The sequence below is a fragment of the Bacteroides sp. AM07-18 genome (assembly GCF_003602695.1).
GTDB classification, from domain to species: domain Bacteria; phylum Bacteroidota; class Bacteroidia; order Bacteroidales; family Bacteroidaceae; genus Bacteroides; species Bacteroides uniformis.
This window is the reverse complement of the sequence record NZ_QTLM01000004.1, coordinates 60663-79230: the sequence shown is the minus strand read 5'-3', so window position 1 is coordinate 79230 and position 18568 is coordinate 60663. Positions and strand designations below refer to the sequence as shown.

At 48.9% G+C, this 18568-nt stretch carries 12 protein-coding genes; 11 read left to right on the top strand and 1 reads right to left on the bottom strand.

Going from position 1 to position 18568, the window contains the following annotated elements; translation table 11 throughout:
* Positions 1-4: 4 nt before the first annotated feature.
* The 11 genes from DW096_RS07820 (at position 5) to DW096_RS07770 (ending at position 16338) form a co-directional block, all read left to right on the top strand.
* A complete protein-coding gene (locus DW096_RS07820; RefSeq protein WP_118930956.1) occupies positions 5-2329 on the top strand; it encodes a glycoside hydrolase family 3 C-terminal domain-containing protein in 2325 nt (774 codons plus the stop codon).
* Between the two features lie 136 nt (positions 2330-2465).
* Complete coding sequence (locus tag DW096_RS07815) at positions 2466-4955, top strand: glycoside hydrolase family 3 N-terminal domain-containing protein (RefSeq protein ID WP_118930955.1); 2490 nt, start codon at positions 2466-2468, stop codon at positions 4953-4955.
* Between the two features lie 470 nt (positions 4956-5425).
* Positions 5426-5893: a ribosome assembly cofactor RimP gene (rimP, locus tag DW096_RS07810; RefSeq protein ID WP_005824352.1), complete on the top strand. Its 468-nt coding sequence runs from the start codon at positions 5426-5428 to the stop codon at positions 5891-5893.
* Between the two features lie 4 nt (positions 5894-5897).
* Positions 5898-7163 (top strand): transcription termination factor NusA, encoded by a 1266-nt coding sequence (nusA, locus tag DW096_RS07805; RefSeq protein ID WP_005833693.1) that lies wholly within the window; start codon positions 5898-5900, stop codon positions 7161-7163.
* 118 nt (positions 7164-7281) lie between these two features.
* The gene (gene infB / locus DW096_RS07800; RefSeq protein ID WP_118930954.1) at positions 7282-10329 is read left to right on the top strand and encodes a translation initiation factor IF-2; all 3048 of its coding nucleotides are present in this window, start codon (positions 7282-7284) and stop codon (positions 10327-10329) included.
* A 153-nt stretch (positions 10330-10482) separates the two neighbouring features.
* On the top strand, positions 10483-10995 hold the full coding sequence (locus tag DW096_RS07795; RefSeq protein ID WP_008661989.1) for a CvpA family protein: 513 nt from the start codon (positions 10483-10485) through the stop codon (positions 10993-10995).
* A gap of 48 nt (positions 10996-11043) precedes the next feature.
* Positions 11044-12498: a Fe-S cluster assembly protein SufB gene (sufB, locus tag DW096_RS07790; protein ID WP_005824359.1), complete on the top strand. Its 1455-nt coding sequence runs from the start codon at positions 11044-11046 to the stop codon at positions 12496-12498.
* 44 nt (positions 12499-12542) lie between these two features.
* Positions 12543-13298, top strand: a complete 756-nt coding sequence (gene sufC / locus DW096_RS07785) for a Fe-S cluster assembly ATPase SufC (RefSeq protein ID WP_005824362.1) — start codon at positions 12543-12545, stop codon at positions 13296-13298.
* 17 nt (positions 13299-13315) lie between these two features.
* Positions 13316-14659, top strand: coding sequence for a Fe-S cluster assembly protein SufD (sufD, locus tag DW096_RS07780; RefSeq protein WP_005824364.1), 1344 nt, complete (start codon positions 13316-13318; stop codon positions 14657-14659).
* 67 nt (positions 14660-14726) lie between these two features.
* A complete protein-coding gene (locus tag DW096_RS07775) occupies positions 14727-15947 on the top strand; it encodes a cysteine desulfurase (RefSeq protein WP_008661986.1) in 1221 nt (406 codons plus the stop codon).
* Positions 15948-16017: 70 nt separating this feature from the next.
* Positions 16018-16338 (top strand): heavy metal-binding domain-containing protein, encoded by a 321-nt coding sequence (locus DW096_RS07770; protein ID WP_005824368.1) that lies wholly within the window; start codon positions 16018-16020, stop codon positions 16336-16338.
* A 93-nt stretch (positions 16339-16431) separates the two neighbouring features.
* Here the strand turns inward: DW096_RS07770 and DW096_RS07765 are convergent, their stop codons facing one another.
* On the bottom strand, positions 16432-18513 hold the full coding sequence (locus DW096_RS07765; RefSeq protein ID WP_034529148.1) for an LruC domain-containing protein: 2082 nt from the start codon (positions 18511-18513) through the stop codon (positions 16432-16434).
* Between the last annotated feature and the right edge of the window lie 55 nt (positions 18514-18568).

Here is an 18568-nt window from a genome sequence, read left to right as displayed (position 1 = left end):
GATTATGAAGAAGAATATCATATCCATGGCAGCAGCAATGGCTGTTTTGTCAGCTTGCGGACCGGGTGTGCCGCAGCTTGGAAAGTCCTCTCTGGATGAGGTGATTGGCGCCATGACCTTGGAGGAAAAGGCGCATCTGGTAGTGGGTACCGGTATGGCAGGTTTCTCGGGTGACAGTGCCGTAATCGGTGCAACGAGAAAGCTGGTGCCGGGTGCGGCAGGAACCACATACCCGATTGAACGCCTCGGCATTCCCGCTGTGGTGCTGGCTGATGGTCCCGCCGGACTGCGTATCGACCCCAAGCGTGAGGGGGATTCGGCTACGTACTATTGTACTCATTTCCCTATCGGAACTTTGCTCGCCTCTACCTGGGACCAGGAACTGGTGGAAAGTGTAGGTCAGTCCATCGGTAACGAAGTGCTGGAATACGGTGCGGACGTGCTGTTGGCTCCGGCGCTGAACATTCACCGTAACCCGCTTTGCGGACGTAACTTCGAGTATTATTCTGAAGACCCGTTGGTGTCGGGTAAGATTGCCGCCGCCTACGTACGTGGTGTGCAGAGCAACGGTGTGGGTACCAGTATCAAGCACTTTGCTGTGAACAACCAGGAAACCAACCGTATGGCTACGGATGCGCATGTATCTCCACGCGCCTTGCGCGAAATCTACTTGAAAGGGTTCGAGATTGCCGTGAAGGAATCCGCTCCTTGGACCGTGATGTCCTCATACAACTACCTGAACGGTGTCTACACTTCGGAAAACAAGGAGTTGCAGACAACCATGTTGCGCGACGAATGGGGCTTCAAGGGCATGGTGATGACCGACTGGTTTGGCGGCAAGGATGCCGTGGCACAGATGGTGGCAGGCAACGACATGTTGCAGCCCGGTCTGCCCAAGCAGTACGAAGCCATCGTGAAGGGTGTGCAGGACGGAGCGTTAGATGAAGCCATCCTCAATCAGAATGTGAAGCGTATTCTGGAGATGATTCTCCAGACTCCCCACTTCAAGGGATATAAATACTCCAACAAGCCTGATTTGAAGGCGCATGCTGCCGTTACTCGCCAGTCGGCAACGGAAGGCATGGTATTGCTGAAGAACGATAACGGTGCTCTGCCGCTGGCTGCCGACGTGAAGAACGTGGCACTCTTCGGTTGCACTTCCTACGATTTCATTGCAGGCGGTACAGGTTCGGGCAACGTGAACCGCGCTTATACCGTTTCGCTATTGGACGGCTTGAAGAATGCCGGCTATGTGGTGGATGAAGCGCTGAAGAATAGCTATGAAGCTTACCTGAAAGCCGAGAAAGAACGTCTGTCCAAAGATAAGAAAGAGTGGTTCATGCCCGATACCCGTCCGGCTGAGATGGCTGTGTCCGCACAGGTCATCCGCGAGCAGGCTGCCAAGGCCGATGTGGCACTGGTGACGCTGGGACGTACCTCTGGTGAGTTCCTCGACCGTATGGTAGCTGACTTCAACCTTACCAAAGAAGAGCAGGACATGCTGAAAGCCGTGTCCGATGCTTTCCATGCTGCCGGAAAGAAGGTAGTGGTGGTACTCAACATCGGCGGGGTGATTGAAACCGCTTCTTGGAAATCTGTTCCCGATGCCATCCTTTGTGCATGGCAGGCAGGCCAGGAGGGAGGAAACAGTGTGGCCGACGTGCTGAGTGGCAAGGCTTCTCCTTCGGGCAAGCTGACAATGACTTTCCCGGTGAAGTTTGAAGATGCCGCTTCTTCCGACAACTTCCCGATAGACATGCGTGTGAGCACCGACCTCATGAACAAAGGCGGGAAGAAGAACGACGTGAAGAACGTGGACTATACCAATTACGAAGAGGACATTTACGTGGGTTACCGTTACTTCGACACCTTTGGCAAGCAGGTTTCCTATCCTTTCGGTTACGGTCTTTCCTATACCACTTTTGCTTACGACAAGGCTGCTGTCAAGGCAGACAACGGTGTCTATACCGTGTCTGTAGAAGTGAAGAACACCGGTAAGGTAGCAGGCAAGGAAGTGGTTCAGCTTTATGTATCCGCTCCCGATGTTGCTGCCAACAAGCCCGAAAAGGAACTGAAGGCTTTTGCCAAGACCAAGGAGCTGAAACCGGGCGAAACTACTGTGGTGACGCTGAAAGTGAATGCTGATGACCTGGCTTCCTACGATGAGGCTGCATCGGCATGGGTGGTAACTCCCGGAAACTACAAGTTCCTCGTCGGAGCTTCCTCACGCGACATCAAGGCTATGCTGGAGGCTGAAGTAGCTGCCGCAACGCAGAAGACGAACGACATCCTGAAACTTCAGGAACCGATGAGTCTCTTGAAGAGATGAGAGTAGGATTGTCTGAAAAAATAACAAATCATACCCTAAAAAACATCCTGTTGTACCCTTTGGTATGGCAGGATGTTCTTATCTTTGTACCTCGTATAAACAGATAGTGCAACTATTATAAACCAATATCACAACCATGAGTAAAAAGTTAATCTTATCTTTAGCCCTATCAGGGTTAGTACTTGCTTCTACGGCGCAGACCACTGTTGCGCCTGCCATTCCAAGAGACGAGAAAATAGAACAGCAGATTGAGACTTTGCTGAAGAAGATGACGCTTGACGAGAAAGTCGGTCAGATGTGCGAACTCACCATAGACCTCCTGCAGAAACGCGCCAATCCTTTCGCCGGTCTCAATCCGAAAGATATAACTGTAGATGATTTGAAGAAAATCGTCAAGAGGTATAAGTTAGAGAAAGAGTTCAAGCTGGGTAAGGAGATGCCTTCGCAAGAAGTGATGATGCAGCTCTATATGCGTATCCAGGGTATTGAGAATGCCAAGGGCTTCCAGTTGGACGAGGCGATGCTCGACTCTGTCATCGGAAAATACAAAGTAGGCTCCATCTTGAACGTGCCTAACGGTGTGGCACAAAGCGTGGAGAAGTGGCAGGAAATCATCAAACGCATTCAGGAGAAATCCATGGAGGTGATGGGTATTCCTTGTGTGTACGGTGTAGACCAGATACACGGAACTACCTATACGCTGGGTGGTACTTTCTTCCCGCAAGGCGTCAATATGGGAGCTACCTTCAACCGTGAACTGACACGTGAAGGTGCACGCATCTCCGCTTATGAAACAAAGGCGGGAAGCATTCCCTGGACGTATGCCCCGGTGACCGACCTCGGACGCGACCCCCGCTGGCCGCGTATGTGGGAAAACTATGGTGAAGACGCCTACGTCAATGCCGAAATGGGACGTGAAGCAGTTATCGGTTTCCAGGGCGAGAACCCCAACCTGATTGGCGAGAACAACGTTGCCGCTTGTATGAAGCACTATATGGGTTATGGTGTTCCCGTTTCCGGTAAGGACCGTACGCCGTCTTCCATCACCGAGCAGGATATGCGTGAGAAGCATTTCGCTCCTTATCTGGAAATGGTGAAAGCAGGTGCCCTCTCCGTGATGGTGAACTCCGCCATGAACAACGGTCTGCCTTTCCATGCCAACTATGAGCTGCTGACCAAGTGGCTGAAAGAAGACCTCAACTGGGACGGTATGATTGTGACTGACTGGGCGGACATCAACAACCTTTATAGCCGCGACCACATAGCCAAGGATAAGAAGGAAGCCATCAAGCTTGCCATCAATGCCGGTATCGACATGTCTATGGACCCGTACGACTGGAAGTTCTGTACACTCTTGAAGGAGCTGGTGGAAGAAGGAGAAGTCCCCATGAGCCGCATTGACGATGCTGTTCGCCGTGTACTGCGCCTGAAGTACCGTCTCAATCTGTTTGAAAAGCCCTATTACGATTTGAAAGACTTCCCCTTGTTCGGTGGTGCAGAACATGCCGCCGCCGCCCTCCAGGCTGCCGAGGAATCTTTGGTACTCCTGAAGAATACAGACGGTATATTGCCGCTGGCAAAAGGCAAGAAGTTGCTGGTTACAGGTCCGAATGCCAACTCCATGCGTTGCCTCAACGGCGGCTGGTCCTACTCTTGGCAGGGTGACAAGGCCGATGAGCATGCAGGCCAATATAATACCATCCTCGAGGCCTTCACCAATAAATTCGGTGCGGAGAATATCATCTACGAAGCTGGCGTCACTTATAAGCAAGGTGGCAACTGGTGGGAAGAAAACACTCCGGAGATAGAGAAAGCTGTAGCTGCCGCTGCGGCTGCCGACTACATCGTGGCTTGCATCGGTGAGAACTCTTACTGCGAGACTCCGGGTAATTTGACAAACCTTACCCTCTCCCAGAATCAGCTTGACTTGGTGAAAGCTCTTGCCAAGACCGGCAAACCCATCGTCCTGATACTGAACGAAGGCCGTCCCCGTCTGATTGCCGACATCGAGCCACTGGCTAAAGCGGTTGTCAATACTATGCTTCCGGGTAACTATGGTGGCGATGCGTTGGCAAACCTCATTGCCGGCGACGCCAACTTCAGCGGAAAGATGCCTTTCACTTATCCGAAAGAAATCAACTCACTGATTACGTACGACTACAAACCGTGCGAACACATCGGCAAGCAGATGGAAGGTGCTTATAACTACGATGCGCAAGTGTCCGTACAGTGGGCGTTCGGTTATGGATTGAGCTATACCACTTTTGCATACAGCAACCTCAAGGTGGATAAGTCGGACTTTACCGCTGATGATGTGCTTACTTTCACCGTTGATGTGAAGAATACCGGCAACCGCATTGGTAAGGAAAGCGTGCTGCTCTTCAGCAGCGACCTCGTTGCCTCCCTTACTCCCGATACCCGCCGTCTTCGCGCTTTCGAAAAGGTGGAACTGAAACCGGGCGAGACAAAGACCGTGACACTGAAACTGAAAGGCTCCGACCTTGCTTTTGTAGGCTATGACGGCAAGTGGATTCTGGAGAAAGGTGACTTCCGCATCCAGACGGGTGACCAGACAGTGAACGTGGTTTGTACGGATACCAAGAAGTGGGAGACTCCGAATAAGTGATACGACAAGGTCTTTTAGACCTTTAGAACCATAGTAAAAGGGCCGATAGCATGAAACAAGCTATCGGCCTTTTATTTTTCCGCGTTGTCTTTCAACAGTATCTTCTTTCCGCTTGTACCTCCTTACTTCTTTTCTTGAAACAATAGAGATTGTATGCATGAGATGTACATCTCATGTTGTCCGAGATGCGCATCTCGTTGTGCTTGACATGTGCATCTCATGCAGTATGGAACGTGATAATTCATTTCATAAAGTATAAGCTTCTGTCTCATAAGATTATATGTTTTACCCCTTATCTTGAAGTGTTGAAAGGGTGTGTTTGTAATATAATTCCCGTTTGAACCGTTAAATCAATCTTTTTTTCTCTAATATTTTGTAGTCGAACAGATTATTTATATCTTTGCAACCGAAAATGGATGAAAGGTGGAGGGGCGATTAAGCTCCTCTTTTTTGTTCCTAATGGTTAATCTATGATAGAAAAGAAAACTGTTTGTCAGATTGTTGACGAGTGGCTGGCAGGAAAGGACTACTTCCTTGTGGAGGTGACAATCAGCCCGGATGACAAGATTTTGGTGGAAATAGACCACAAAGAAGGTGTTTGGATTGAGGACTGCGTAGAGCTGAGCCGCTACATCGAGTCCAAGTTGAACCGTGAGGATGAGGATTATGAGTTGGAAGTCGGTTCGGCCGGCATCGGACAGCCCTTCAAGGTACTGCAGCAGTACATTAACCACATCGGCAAGGAAGTGGAAGTGCTGGCAAAGGACGGCCGCAAGCTCAGCGGCGTGTTGAAGGAAGCCGACGAACAGCATTTCGTCGTGACCATTCAGAAGAAAGTGAAAGAGGAAGGTGCCAAGCGTCCCAAGCTGGTGGACGAGGACTTGACCTTTACGTATGAAGAGATAAAATACACTAAATACTTAATCAGTTTTAAATAAGACTATGGCCAAAAAAGTAGAAACTGTCAGCTTGATAGATACATTTTCGGAATTTAAGGAACTGAAGAATATCGACAGAACCACGATGGTAAGCGTACTCGAGGAGTCGTTCCGTAGTGTGATTGCGAAAATGTTCGGTACCGATGAGAATTACGACGTAATTGTAAACCCGGACAAGGGTGACTTCGAAATATGGCGTAACCGTGAGGTAGTGGCAGACGAGGATTTGGAAAACCCGAACCTGCAGATTGCATTGTCCGAAGCACAAAAGATTGATGCTTCTTATGAAGTGGGCGAGGAAGTGACGGATGAAGTTATCTTCGCGAACTTCGGTCGCCGTGCCATCTTGAACTTGCGCCAGACACTGGCCTCCAAGATATTGGAACTGGAGAAAGATAGTATTTACAACAAATACATTGATAAAGTGGGTACCATCATCAATGCGGAAGTCTACCAGATTTGGAAGAAAGAGATGCTGCTGCTCGATGATGAAGGCAACGAACTGTTGCTGCCCAAGACCGAACAGATACCGAGTGACTTCTACCGCAAGGGCGAGACCGCCCGCGCCGTAGTGGCACGTGTGGACAACAAGAATAATAATCCGAAGATTATCCTGAGCCGTACGTCGCCCGTCTTCCTGCAACGTCTGTTCGAAATGGAAGTACCCGAAATCAATGACGGACTGATTACCATCAAGAAGATTGCCCGCATCCCCGGCGAGCGTGCCAAGATTGCCGTTGAGAGCTACGATGACCGTATCGACCCGGTAGGTGCCTGCGTGGGTGTGAAGGGTAGCCGTATTCATGGTATTGTCCGCGAGCTTCGCAACGAGAATATCGACGTTATCAACTATACGTCCAATATCCAGTTGTTTATACAGCGTGCCTTGAGCCCTGCCAAAATTTCTTCCATCCGCTTGAACGAGGAAGAACGCAAGGCTGAAGTGTTCTTGAAACCCGAAGAGGTGTCGCTGGCTATCGGTAAAGGAGGTTTGAATATCAAGCTTGCCAGTATGTTGACTGAGTACACCATCGACGTGTTCCGCGAGTTGGATGAGGCCATAGAGGATGAAGACATCTACTTGGACGAATTCCGTGATGAAATAGACGGTTGGGTTATCGATGCCATCAAGGCTATCGGTATCGATACGGCTAAGGCTGTGTTGAACGCTCCCCGTGAGATGTTGATTGAGAAGACGGACCTCGAAGAAGAGACGGTGGACGAGGTATTGCGCATTTTGAAACAGGAGTTTGAAGAGGAGAATGAATGATTTACGATTTTACGATTTACGATTTACGATTAGAGTTTGATTGTAAATGTAAGTCGTTCCGCTCCGAGTATTATCAATCGTAAATCGTAAATGGTTAAATCGTAAATAGAAAAAATTGATGACGATAAGGTTAAACAAAGTAACAAGAGATTTAAATGTAGGGATTACGACGGCTGTCGAGTTCCTGCAAAAGAAGGGATTTACCGTTGAGGCAAATCCGAACACAAAAATTACGGATGAACAGTTCGAACTGCTCAAAAAGGAGTTTAGTACAGATAAGGACCTTAAGATAAAGTCGGAGCGTTTCAGCCAGGAACGTCAGAGCAAGGACCGCAACAAGGCGTCCGTGTCTATTGACGGCTATAGGGAAACGCAGGAGAAAGCGAAGCCCGAGGAGATTAAGACGGTTGTTCCGGAAGACGCACGTCCGAAGTTCAAGCCGGTAGGCAAGATTGATTTGGACAAACTGAACCGTAGACCTGCTCCTGCTCAGGAAAAAGAGAAAGAAGCGGAAAAAGCGGTAGAGGAGAAGAAGGTGGAGGAACCGGCAGTTGTAGAAACGCCGAAACCGGAACCTGCTCCTGCTCCCCAACCGGAACCACAGCCGCAACCGGAGGTACAGCCGGCATCTGAGTCCGAGCCGCAGCCCGTTTCGGAACCGCAGCCACAACCCGTTGTCAAGGAAGAGCCTGCTCCGGTTGTAGAGGCTCAACAAGAATCTAAAAAGGAAGAAATGATAGAAGCGCCTGCTCCCGCACCGGCAGCTGAAGAAGCACCGGTTGAAAAAGAGGGGAAAGAAGAAGGAGAAGAAATCTTCAAGATACATCAGCCTGAGTTTGTTTCGAAGATTAATGTTATCGGACAGATAGACTTGGCGGCCCTGAACCAATCCACACGCCCAAAGAAGAAATCGAAAGAGGAGAAACGCAGGGAGCGTGAAGAGAAGGAAAAGATTCGTCAGGATCAGAAGAAGCAGATGAAGGAAGCTATCATCAAGGAAATCCGCCGTGATGACAGCAAGTTGAAGGATACCGCTGCCGGCGATGCCAACGGCAAGAAGAAACGTGTCCGTATCAATAAGGAGAAAGTGGACATCAACAATGCTTCCAACTTCCAGCGTGGTGGCAACGACCGTGGACACGCAGGTGCCCAGCAAGGTCAGGGTGCCCGCCCGCAAGGTGGAAACCAGCCTGGTGGAAACAATGCCAATAATAACCGCAACCGCAATAAGGACCGCTTCAAGAAGCCGGTCATCAAGCAGGAGGTTAGCGAGGAAGATGTAGCAAAGCAGGTAAAGGAAACTTTGGCACGCCTCACTTCCAAAGGAAAGAACAAAGGTGCCAAGTATCGTAAGGAAAAACGTGACATGGCTTCCAGCCGTATGCAGGAATTGGAAGACATGGAAATGGCAGAAAGCAAGGTACTGAAGATTACGGAATTCGTGACGGCCAACGAGTTGGCAAGCATGATGGATGTTTCTGTTACTCAGGTCATCGCCACTTGTATGAGCATTGGTATGATGGTATCCATCAACCAGCGTCTGGATGCCGAGACCATCAACTTGGTGGCTGAAGAATTCGGCTTCAAGACAGAATATGTAAGCGCAGAAGTGGCGCAGGCCATCGTAGAGGAAGAGGATGATGAGGAAGATTTGGAACCTCGCGCTCCGATTGTAACGGTGATGGGTCACGTAGACCACGGTAAGACTTCATTGCTCGACTATATCCGTAAGGCGAATGTGATTGCCGGTGAAGCGGGTGGTATCACACAGCACATCGGTGCCTACCACGTGTCGCTGGACGACGGACGTAAGATTACATTCCTCGATACTCCGGGCCACGAGGCGTTTACCGCCATGCGTGCCCGTGGTGCCAAAGCTACGGATATTGCCATCATCATTGTGGCTGCTGACGACAACGTGATGCCGCAGACAAAGGAAGCCATCAACCATGCCATGGCTGCGGGTGTTCCTATTGTATTTGCAATCAATAAGATTGATAAACCGACTGCCAACCCCGACAAGATTAAGGAAGAGCTGGCTGCCATGAACTTCTTGGTGGAAGAGTGGGGCGGTAAGTATCAGTCGCAAGATATCTCTGCCAAAAAGGGTATCGGTGTACCCGAGTTGATGGAGAAAGTGCTGCTCGAAGCAGAAATGCTGGAGCTGAAAGCAAACCCGAACCGCCGTGCTACCGGTTCCATTATCGAGTCCTCATTGGATAAGGGTCGTGGCTATGTGGCTACGGTACTCGTTTCCAACGGTACCTTGAAAATGGGCGACATCGTGCTGGCGGGTACCAGCTACGGTAAGGTGAAGGCTATGTTCAATGAGCGTAACCAACGCATGCAGGAGGCTGGTCCTTCTACACCTGCCCTGATATTGGGCTTGAACGGTGCACCTGCTGCTGGCGACACGTTCCACGTAATCGAAACGGAGCAGGAAGCACGCGAGATTGCCAACAAACGCGAACAGTTGCAGCGTGAACAAGGTTTGCGTACGCAGAAGATGCTGACGCTCGACGAAGTGGGCCGCCGTCTGGCGCTGGGTGACTTCCATGAGCTGAACGTGATTGTGAAGGGTGACGTGGACGGTTCTGTGGAAGCGTTGAGCGACTCTTTAATCAAGCTGTCTACGGAGCAGGTGCAGGTAAACGTAATCCACAAGGGTGTCGGTCAGATTTCCGAATCGGATGTCTCGCTGGCTGCCGCTTCGGATGCGATTATCGTCGGTTTCCAGGTACGTCCTTCGGGTGCTGCCGCCAAGATGGCAGAGCAGGAGGGTGTGGATATCCGCAAGTACTCCGTCATCTACGATGCCATCGAAGAGGTGAAGGCTGCCATGGAAGGTATGCTGGCACCGACATTGAAGGAGCAGATAACGGCAACCATCGAGGTGCGCGAAGTGTTCAACATCACGAAGGTGGGACTGGTGGCAGGTGCCATGGTCAAGACCGGAAAGGTGAAACGCAGCGACAAGGCCCGTTTGATACGCGACGGTATCGTAATCTTTACGGGTGCCATCAATGCCCTGAAGCGCTTCAAGGACGACGTGAAGGAGGTAGGTACCAATTTCGAGTGCGGTATCAGCCTGACAAACTGCAACGACATCAAGGTGGGCGATATTATCGAATCTTACGAAGAAATAGAAGTGAAGCAAACATTATAATTGAATAATGTGCAAATATGCTAATGTGCCAATTGGCTGCGCGTACAGAAAATGCCGCAGGGCAATTGGCACATTTTGCATATTAGTTATTTGCTCATTGACCCATTAGCATATTGGCACATTAGCATATTGTCACATTGGTACATTAATTTTATGGCAATTATAGATATCATCATATTGGCTGCTTTCGGCTTGGGCGCAATCATCGGCTTCATGAAAGGTTTTGTGAAGCAATTGGCCTCTCTGCTGGGGCTGATTGTCGGTCTGCTGGCGGCAAAGGCTTTGTATGCCTCGTTGGCAGTGAAGCTGTGCCCCATGTTGACAGACTCTATGACAGTGGCGCAAGTACTGGCATTTGTCTTCATCTGGCTGGCTGTTCCTTTGCTCTTCTCCCTGGTGGCTTCTCTGCTGACCCGGGCAATGGAGGCCGTCTCGCTGGGCTGGCTCAATCATTGGTTGGGGGCTGGTCTAGGGGCTTTGAAGTACCTCCTGCTGACGAGCCTGCTGATTGGTGTCATCGAATTTATAGACGGAGACAATACGCTGATTAGCAAAACAAAAAAGAAAGAATCAGTGTTATATTATCCTATGGAAGAGTTTGCCGGGATATTCTTTCCCGCAGCAAAGGCGGTTACGGAGCAGATTGTAAACGGAGACTTTGACTGATACCGTGAACCGTGATTTTGTAATTCATAATTTGTAATTATAGAAGTGATGCAACAAGAAGAACCCAATAAATATGTAAAGGAACTCACTCAGGAGAAGTATAAGTACGGTTTCACGACCGACGTGCATACAGACATCATTGAGCGCGGGCTGAATGAAGATGTAGTGCGGCTTATCTCTGAGAAGAAGGGAGAACCGGAATGGTTGCTGGAGTTCCGCCTGAAGGCATATCGCCACTGGCTGACATTGGAGATGCCTACATGGGCACATCTCCGCATTCCCGAAATAGATTATCAGGCCATATCCTACTATGCCGACCCTACGAAGAAGAAGGAAGGACCGAAAAGCATGGATGAGGTAGACCCTGAGTTGATAAAGACTTTCAATAAGCTGGGCATTCCGCTGGAAGAGCAGATGGCGTTAAGCGGTATGGCTGTGGATGCCGTTATGGACTCGGTGTCTGTAAAGACTACCTTCAAGGAGACGCTGATGGAGAAAGGAATCATCTTCTGCTCGTTCAGCGAGGCTGTACGCGAGCATCCCGACTTGGTACAGAAATATCTCGGTTCGGTGGTGCCTTATCGTGACAACTTCTTTGCGGCACTGAACTCGGCGGTGTTCTCCGACGGTTCTTTTGTCTATATCCCGAAGGGGGTACGTTGTCCGATGGAGTTGTCCACCTATTTCCGCATCAATGCCCGCAATACGGGGCAGTTCGAAAGAACCTTGATTGTGGCGGATGATGATTCGTACGTTTCTTATCTGGAAGGGTGTACGGCTCCGATGCGTGACGAGAACCAGTTGCACGCGGCCATTGTGGAAATTGTGGTGCACGACCGTGCAGAAGTGAAATACAGCACCGTGCAGAACTGGTATCCCGGTGATGCCGAGGGCCGGGGTGGTGTCTATAACTTTGTGACGAAGCGTGGCCATTGTAAAGGGGTGGACAGTAAACTGTCTTGGACACAAGTGGAAACAGGTTCGGCCATTACCTGGAAGTATCCGTCTTGCATCCTTTCCGGCGACAATTCGACAGCGGAGTTCTATAGTGTGGCAGTAACCAATAACCATCAGCAGGCAGACACGGGAACAAAGATGATTCATCTGGGCAAGAATACCCGGAGCACCATTGTGAGCAAAGGCATTTCTGCCGGAAAGAGCGAAAACTCTTACCGCGGCTTGGTGCGCGTGGCACAGAAAGCGGACAATGCTCGTAATTACAGCCAGTGCGACTCCTTGCTACTTGGTGACAAATGCGGCGCGCATACTTTCCCCTACATGGATATTCACAATGAAACGGCCATCGTGGAGCATGAGGCCACTACCAGCAAAATCAGTGAGGACCAGATATTCTACTGCAATCAGCGCGGTATTTCTACGGAAGATGCCGTGGGGCTGATTGTGAACGGTTATGCCAAAGAGGTTTTGAATAAACTTCCGATGGAGTTTGCCGTAGAAGCGCAGAAATTGCTTGCCATTTCGCTGGAAGGAAGCGTGGGGTGATTTATAAATAGTAAATTGTAAATAGTCAAATAGTAAATATAAAGATGTTAGAGATAAAAGACCTGCATGCCAGCATCAATGGCAAAGAAATATTGAAAGGCATCAACTTGACCATACGTGATGGAGAAGTACATGCACTGATGGGACAGAACGGTGCTGGTAAAAGTACGTTGAGTAATGTGTTGGTTGGCCATCCTGCTTACGAAGTGACGCGCGGCTCAATTACCTTTAATGGCAAGGACTTGCTTGCCATGAGTCCTGAGGACCGTGCACATGAAGGAATCTTTCTTTCTTTCCAGGCTCCGGTAGAGATTCCGGGCGTGTCGATGGTGAACTTCATGCGTGCGGCTGTGAATGAGCAACGCAAGTACCGCCATCTGCCTGCTTTGTCGGCCAGTGAGTTCCTGAAGCTGATGCGCGAGAAGCGTGCCATTGTGGAGTTGGACAACAAGCTGGCCAACCGTAGCGTGAACGAAGGTTTCAGCGGCGGTGAAAAGAAGCGTAACGAGATATTCCAGATGGCGATGTTGGAACCGACTTTTGCTATTTTGGACGAGACGGATTCCGGATTGGATGTGGATGCTTTGCGTATTGTGGCCGACGGTTTCAACAAACTCAAGACTGCGGAAACCAGTGCTATGGTCATTACCCACTACCAGCGGTTGTTGGACTATATCAAACCCGATACGGTACATGTACTGCTGGGTGGACGTATCGTAAAGACCGGTGGACCGGAATTGGCGAAGGAGATTGAAACACGTGGCTTCGATTGGATAAGGAAAGAAGCAGGTGAATTATAAACTCATAATCTGAAAACATGAGTGTAGAGCAACAATACATAGACCTTTTCTCCCAAACGGAGGCGATGATATGCCGGCATAGTGCCGAGGTGCTGAATGCGCCGCGTGCCGCTGCTTTTGCTGACTTTGAGCGCTTGGGCTTTCCCACCCGTAAGGAGGAGAAATACAAATATACGGATATCAGCAAGTTCTTTGAGCCGGATTATGGCTTGAACTTGAACCGGTTGGAAATTCCGGTGAATCCTTATGAAGTGTTCAAGTGCGATGTTCCCAATATGAGCACTGCTCTTTATTTTGTGGTGAACGATGCTTTTTATGGCAGGGCTTTGCCTAAGTCCCATCTGCCTGAAGGGGTTATCTTCGGCAGCCTGAAGGAGGTGGCCGAGAAACATCCCGATTTGGTGAAGAAATATTATGGCAAGTTGGCTGATACGGCAGAGGATGGGGTGACGGCGTTCAACACCGCTTTTGCACAAGACGGCGTTCTGTTTTATGTTCCTAAGAACGTGGTGGTAGAGAAACCTATTCAGCTGGTGAATATCCTGCGTGGTGACGTCAATTTTATGGTGAACCGCCGTGTGCTGATTATTCTGGAGGAGGGTGCACAAGCCCGCTTGTTGGTGTGTGACCATGCGATGGACGGCGTGAACTTCCTGGCAACGCAGGTGATAGAAATCTTTGCCGGTGAGAATGCCATTTTCGATTTTTATGAACTCGAAGAGACACACACCAGTACGGTACGTATCAGCAATATGTATGTAAGGCAGGAAGCCAATAGTAATGTATTGCTGAATGGTATGACCTTGCACAACGGAACTACACGGAATACAACCTGTGTGACGCTTGCCGGTGAACATGCGGAGCTGAATCTGTGCGGTATGGCCATTGCAGACAAGAATCAGCATGTGGACAATCATACGACAATCGACCATGCCGTGCCCAACTGTACCAGCAATGAGCTTTATAAGTATGTCCTTGACGAGCAGGCTGTAGGTGCCTTTGCCGGTCTGGTTTTAGTGCGCCCTGACGCACAGCACACCAGTTCGCAACAGACCAACCGCAATCTTTGTGCCACCCGAGATGCACATATGTACACCCAGCCTCAGCTGGAGATTTATGCAGATGACGTGAAGTGCAGTCACGGCGCTACGGTGGGGCAGCTCGATGAAAGCGCTCTCTTCTATATGCGGCAGCGTGGTATCCCGGTGCGCGAGGCGCGCCTGCTGCTGATGTTCGCTTTTGTCAACGAAGTTATCGACACCATCCGTTTGGATGCTTTGAAAGACCGTCTGCATCTGCTGGTAGAGAAGCGTTTCCGGGGGGAACTGAACAAATGCCAGGGGTGCGCCATCTGCAAGTGATAGCTTATAATTTCGATTCATTATGAACAACGATATAAATAAGAGTAGTATCTTGGCTCCCCTCCCTATGGGAGAGGGGCTGGGGGAGAGGCTTCGAGCTGATTTCCCTATCCTTTCCCGTGAGGTATATGGCAAGCCGTTGGTCTATCTGGACAACGGCGCGACTACGCAGAAACCTCGCCAGGTAGTAAATGCCATTACGGACGAATATTATTCGGTGAATGCCAATGTGCATCGCGGAGTGCACTTCCTGTCGCAGCAGGCTACAGAGCTGCACGAGGCCTCGCGTGAGACGGTGAGACGTTTCATCAATGCTCGCAGCACGAATGAGATTGTCTTCACCCGTGGTACGACGGAGAGTATCAACCTGCTTGTCTCCAGCTTTGGTGAGGAATTTATGCAGGAGGGGGATGAGGTGATTCTTTCTGTGATGGAACACCATAGCAACATTGTTCCCTGGCAGCTGCTTGCCGCCAAGCGTGGAATTACCATCAAGGTGATTCCGATGAATGACAAGGGCGAACTCTTATTGGACGAATATAGGCAGTTGTTCTCCGAACGTACCAGGATTGTCAGTGTGGCGCATGTTTCCAATGTGCTGGGTACGGTCAATCCCGTCAAGGAGATGATTGCTTTTGCCCATGAGCAGGGTGTTCCGGTGCTTGTGGACGGTGCCCAGTCCATTCCCCACATGCCGGTAGATGTGCAGGATCTGGATGCCGATTTCTTCGTTTTCTCCGCGCACAAGGTGTATGGTCCTACGGGGGTAGGGGTGCTTTATGGTAAAGAGGGGTGGCTGGATAGGATACCTCCCTATCAGGGCGGTGGAGAGATGATTCAGCATGTATCTTTTGAAAAGACTACCTTCAATGAATTGCCCTTCAAGTTTGAAGCCGGTACGCCGGATTATATCGGTACTACCGGACTTGCCAAAGCTTTGGACTACGTTTCGCTGGTTGGGATGGACAAGATTGCCGCCTATGAACACGAATTGACCCAGTATGCCATGCAACGGCTGAAAGAGATTCCCGGTATGCGTATCTTCGGCGAGGCAGAAGACAAGGGTAGTGTCATATCGTTTCTGGTAGGTGATATCCATCATTTTGATATGGGTACATTGCTCGACCGTCTTGGCATTGCCGTACGCACGGGACATCACTGTGCCCAACCATTGATGCAGCGTCTTGGCATCGAAGGAACAGTGCGTGCATCTTTCGGGCTTTACAATACCCGGGAGGAGATAGATGTGCTGGTGGCAGGTATAGTTCGTGTCAGCCGGATGTTCTGACCAAAGCAAAGCTTTGCAACCTTTCTTTCATTCCTTGCGTCTAATATGTCAACAACTAAAAAAATGAATTATGTTAGTAACAACAACCCCGACTATTGAGGGTGGACGTATCACCCGCTATTATGGCATCGTTTCCGGTGAAACGATTATCGGTGCCAATGTATTCCGCGATTTCTTTGCCAGCATCCGCGACGTGGTGGGTGGGCGAAGTGGCTCTTATGAAGAAGTGCTGCGCGAAGCTAAAGATATAGCCTTGCGCGAGATGCAAGAACATGCCCGTGCTATGGGTGCCAATGCCGTGATTGGTGTAGACTTGGACTATGAAACGGTAGGAGGCAGTGGCAGCATGTTGATGGTTACGGCATGCGGTACGGCTGTAACGGTGGAATAAGTTCGCTCTACTATATTACAACATAGGAAGATATAAGAAATGGCAACCCTGTGAATGGTTGCCATTTTCTTTATAAGGAGTATCTTTTATCGGTTATTTGTACCAATCCTTATAATCTGTTCCATTGGAATTGACCCAATCCATAAAATGTTCAAAGCTCTTGTCTATCGGCTGGGTTTCAGGAGTATTGAAGTTTGTGGCTCCACTTAGATGAATGGCAAAAGGATAGTTGCCATTGGCTACATAATAGCTTGTCGGTACAGAGGACAAATCCTCTTCGGTATGGAATAGAGCCATGTCTGCCTTTTCAGTAGGAGGATAGTTGACCAAATGCACTTCGATGCGTGATTCTTTCAATTCGTCATGTACCATGATGAATGGATTATAAGGGGGAATTCCAAGCGTTTCGTGTGATAGTGGAGTCTTGAAGGTGTTCTTTATCTTATATGTAGCGGTTTTTGTATTTCTCTCTGTTACATCGAGCGCACTTAGAAATACATTGACGGTAGCTTTGGAAAGGTCTGTATCCAGTCCTTGTCCGTTGAAACTTGTGGGGGCTTCCAATATTTCAGTTGACATATTGCTGCGTTCTGTATTCAGTTGGTAAGCGAAACCATTTTTGAAAGTGGCACCGGACCAAAGCAACTCATAGGTGTCTTCTGTAGAAAGGGCCTGATTGGCATCATTGAAGTTCAATACGGACTGGTATTTTACAATAACATCATTCAAGTCATAGTCACCCTTTCTGGGCCAATTATCTTCGAAAGCGATGATTCCTTTGTATTCCAGACTGTATTTCTTATCCTCGTTGCCACCGTCAGGTTTGATATCAGGAATATCCGGATTGATGATGGCTTCGATGGGGTTGGACCATACGTTGAATTGTATATCATTATAGTCTTGGTCTGTCCAATCTTCAAAGGACAATACGACAAAATCATCGATGCGGAATGCGGCTGTATGTGTACGGCCGTCCCCATTCAGCTTTGTAGTAGAGTAGAAAGGCTTATTGTTTCCGCCATAGAAGCTGTCATTCAATAGGAACCATCCGATTTTTACTCCATTGGGAAATACGGTGCCTTGGTCCACTCCGTCGGGGTCTATGTAATGAAGCTTTACACTTTCACCGCCTTGTAGTCCGGAAGCCTTTTTATTATAATAATTATCCATCAGAGTGTTTGGAAAAACAATGCATTTGGGGGCTTTTTTAATTTCACTTAAAGATGCGTCTGCCCTATAGCAATAATAGCCAAAGGCGCTCGCTGCACCGCTGGTTCCTCCAATTATCCGGATGGATACTTCCGCATTGCGCCCTTCCGGATCATTGATTTCAAAATCTATGGCTTGTCGGTATTGCTTAGGGCATGTGCCTCCTTCCTTCAAGGTCGTATTGATGATTGTCAATACATCACCGGGAATTGTGATTTTGTTGTCTGTGTCTAAATAATGAGGATATCCTTTGGAGCTCCATGTTCCTAATACATGGTATCCTTTGGGTGCCTGCCATCCCTCCGCCCGTGTTTGCGGATTATCATCGGTGGAATCCCATTTGATGTCGGCAGTAATGGCATCTCCTGCAATAACTGTTTTGAAGAGGGTGGGGACCCCTATATAAGAAGTATAGATATATGCTTCGTCCCCATGGTCCGAATTGATGATTTCCTTGCCGCTATATGCACCGTTACCGTCTGTCATGCGTCTGATGACCGGTTCCAGGTCTGTGCGTTTTATAATCTGGCCATCTTTGTCAATCGTGAACGGGTCTTCAAGATAGATTTCAAAAAGTACTTTATAGCCTTCGGGGACATCATACTTTACGTTTACTTGGATGGAAGATGTCGTAGAAAAATCAAAAGAGTTGGGAGTCTTCTCATCGTCTTTTCCATTATCGGGATTGTAGACGTCATGTTCGCATCCTATGGATAGGAATGCCAGCATAATGCTGCATAATGTCAAAGCCAGCATCTTGCATGTCAGGTTAGAATAGATTGGTTTCATAATGCCTTTGTTTTTAGCTTGTTTACTTGTTGCAAAGGTACTATAAAAGTTGTAATATATATCTATATGTGCTCTGTTCTTCTCATTAAATACAAAAAATAGGTAAAAAAGGGTACTGCTTGTTGTTTTATTCGCCAGTATAAATACATGCTTGCTTGGATTTCTTTTCTTTTTCATTTGCTTATTTCGTTTCAAATCAATATTTTTAGGCTTTCGTTCAACCTTTTAATAC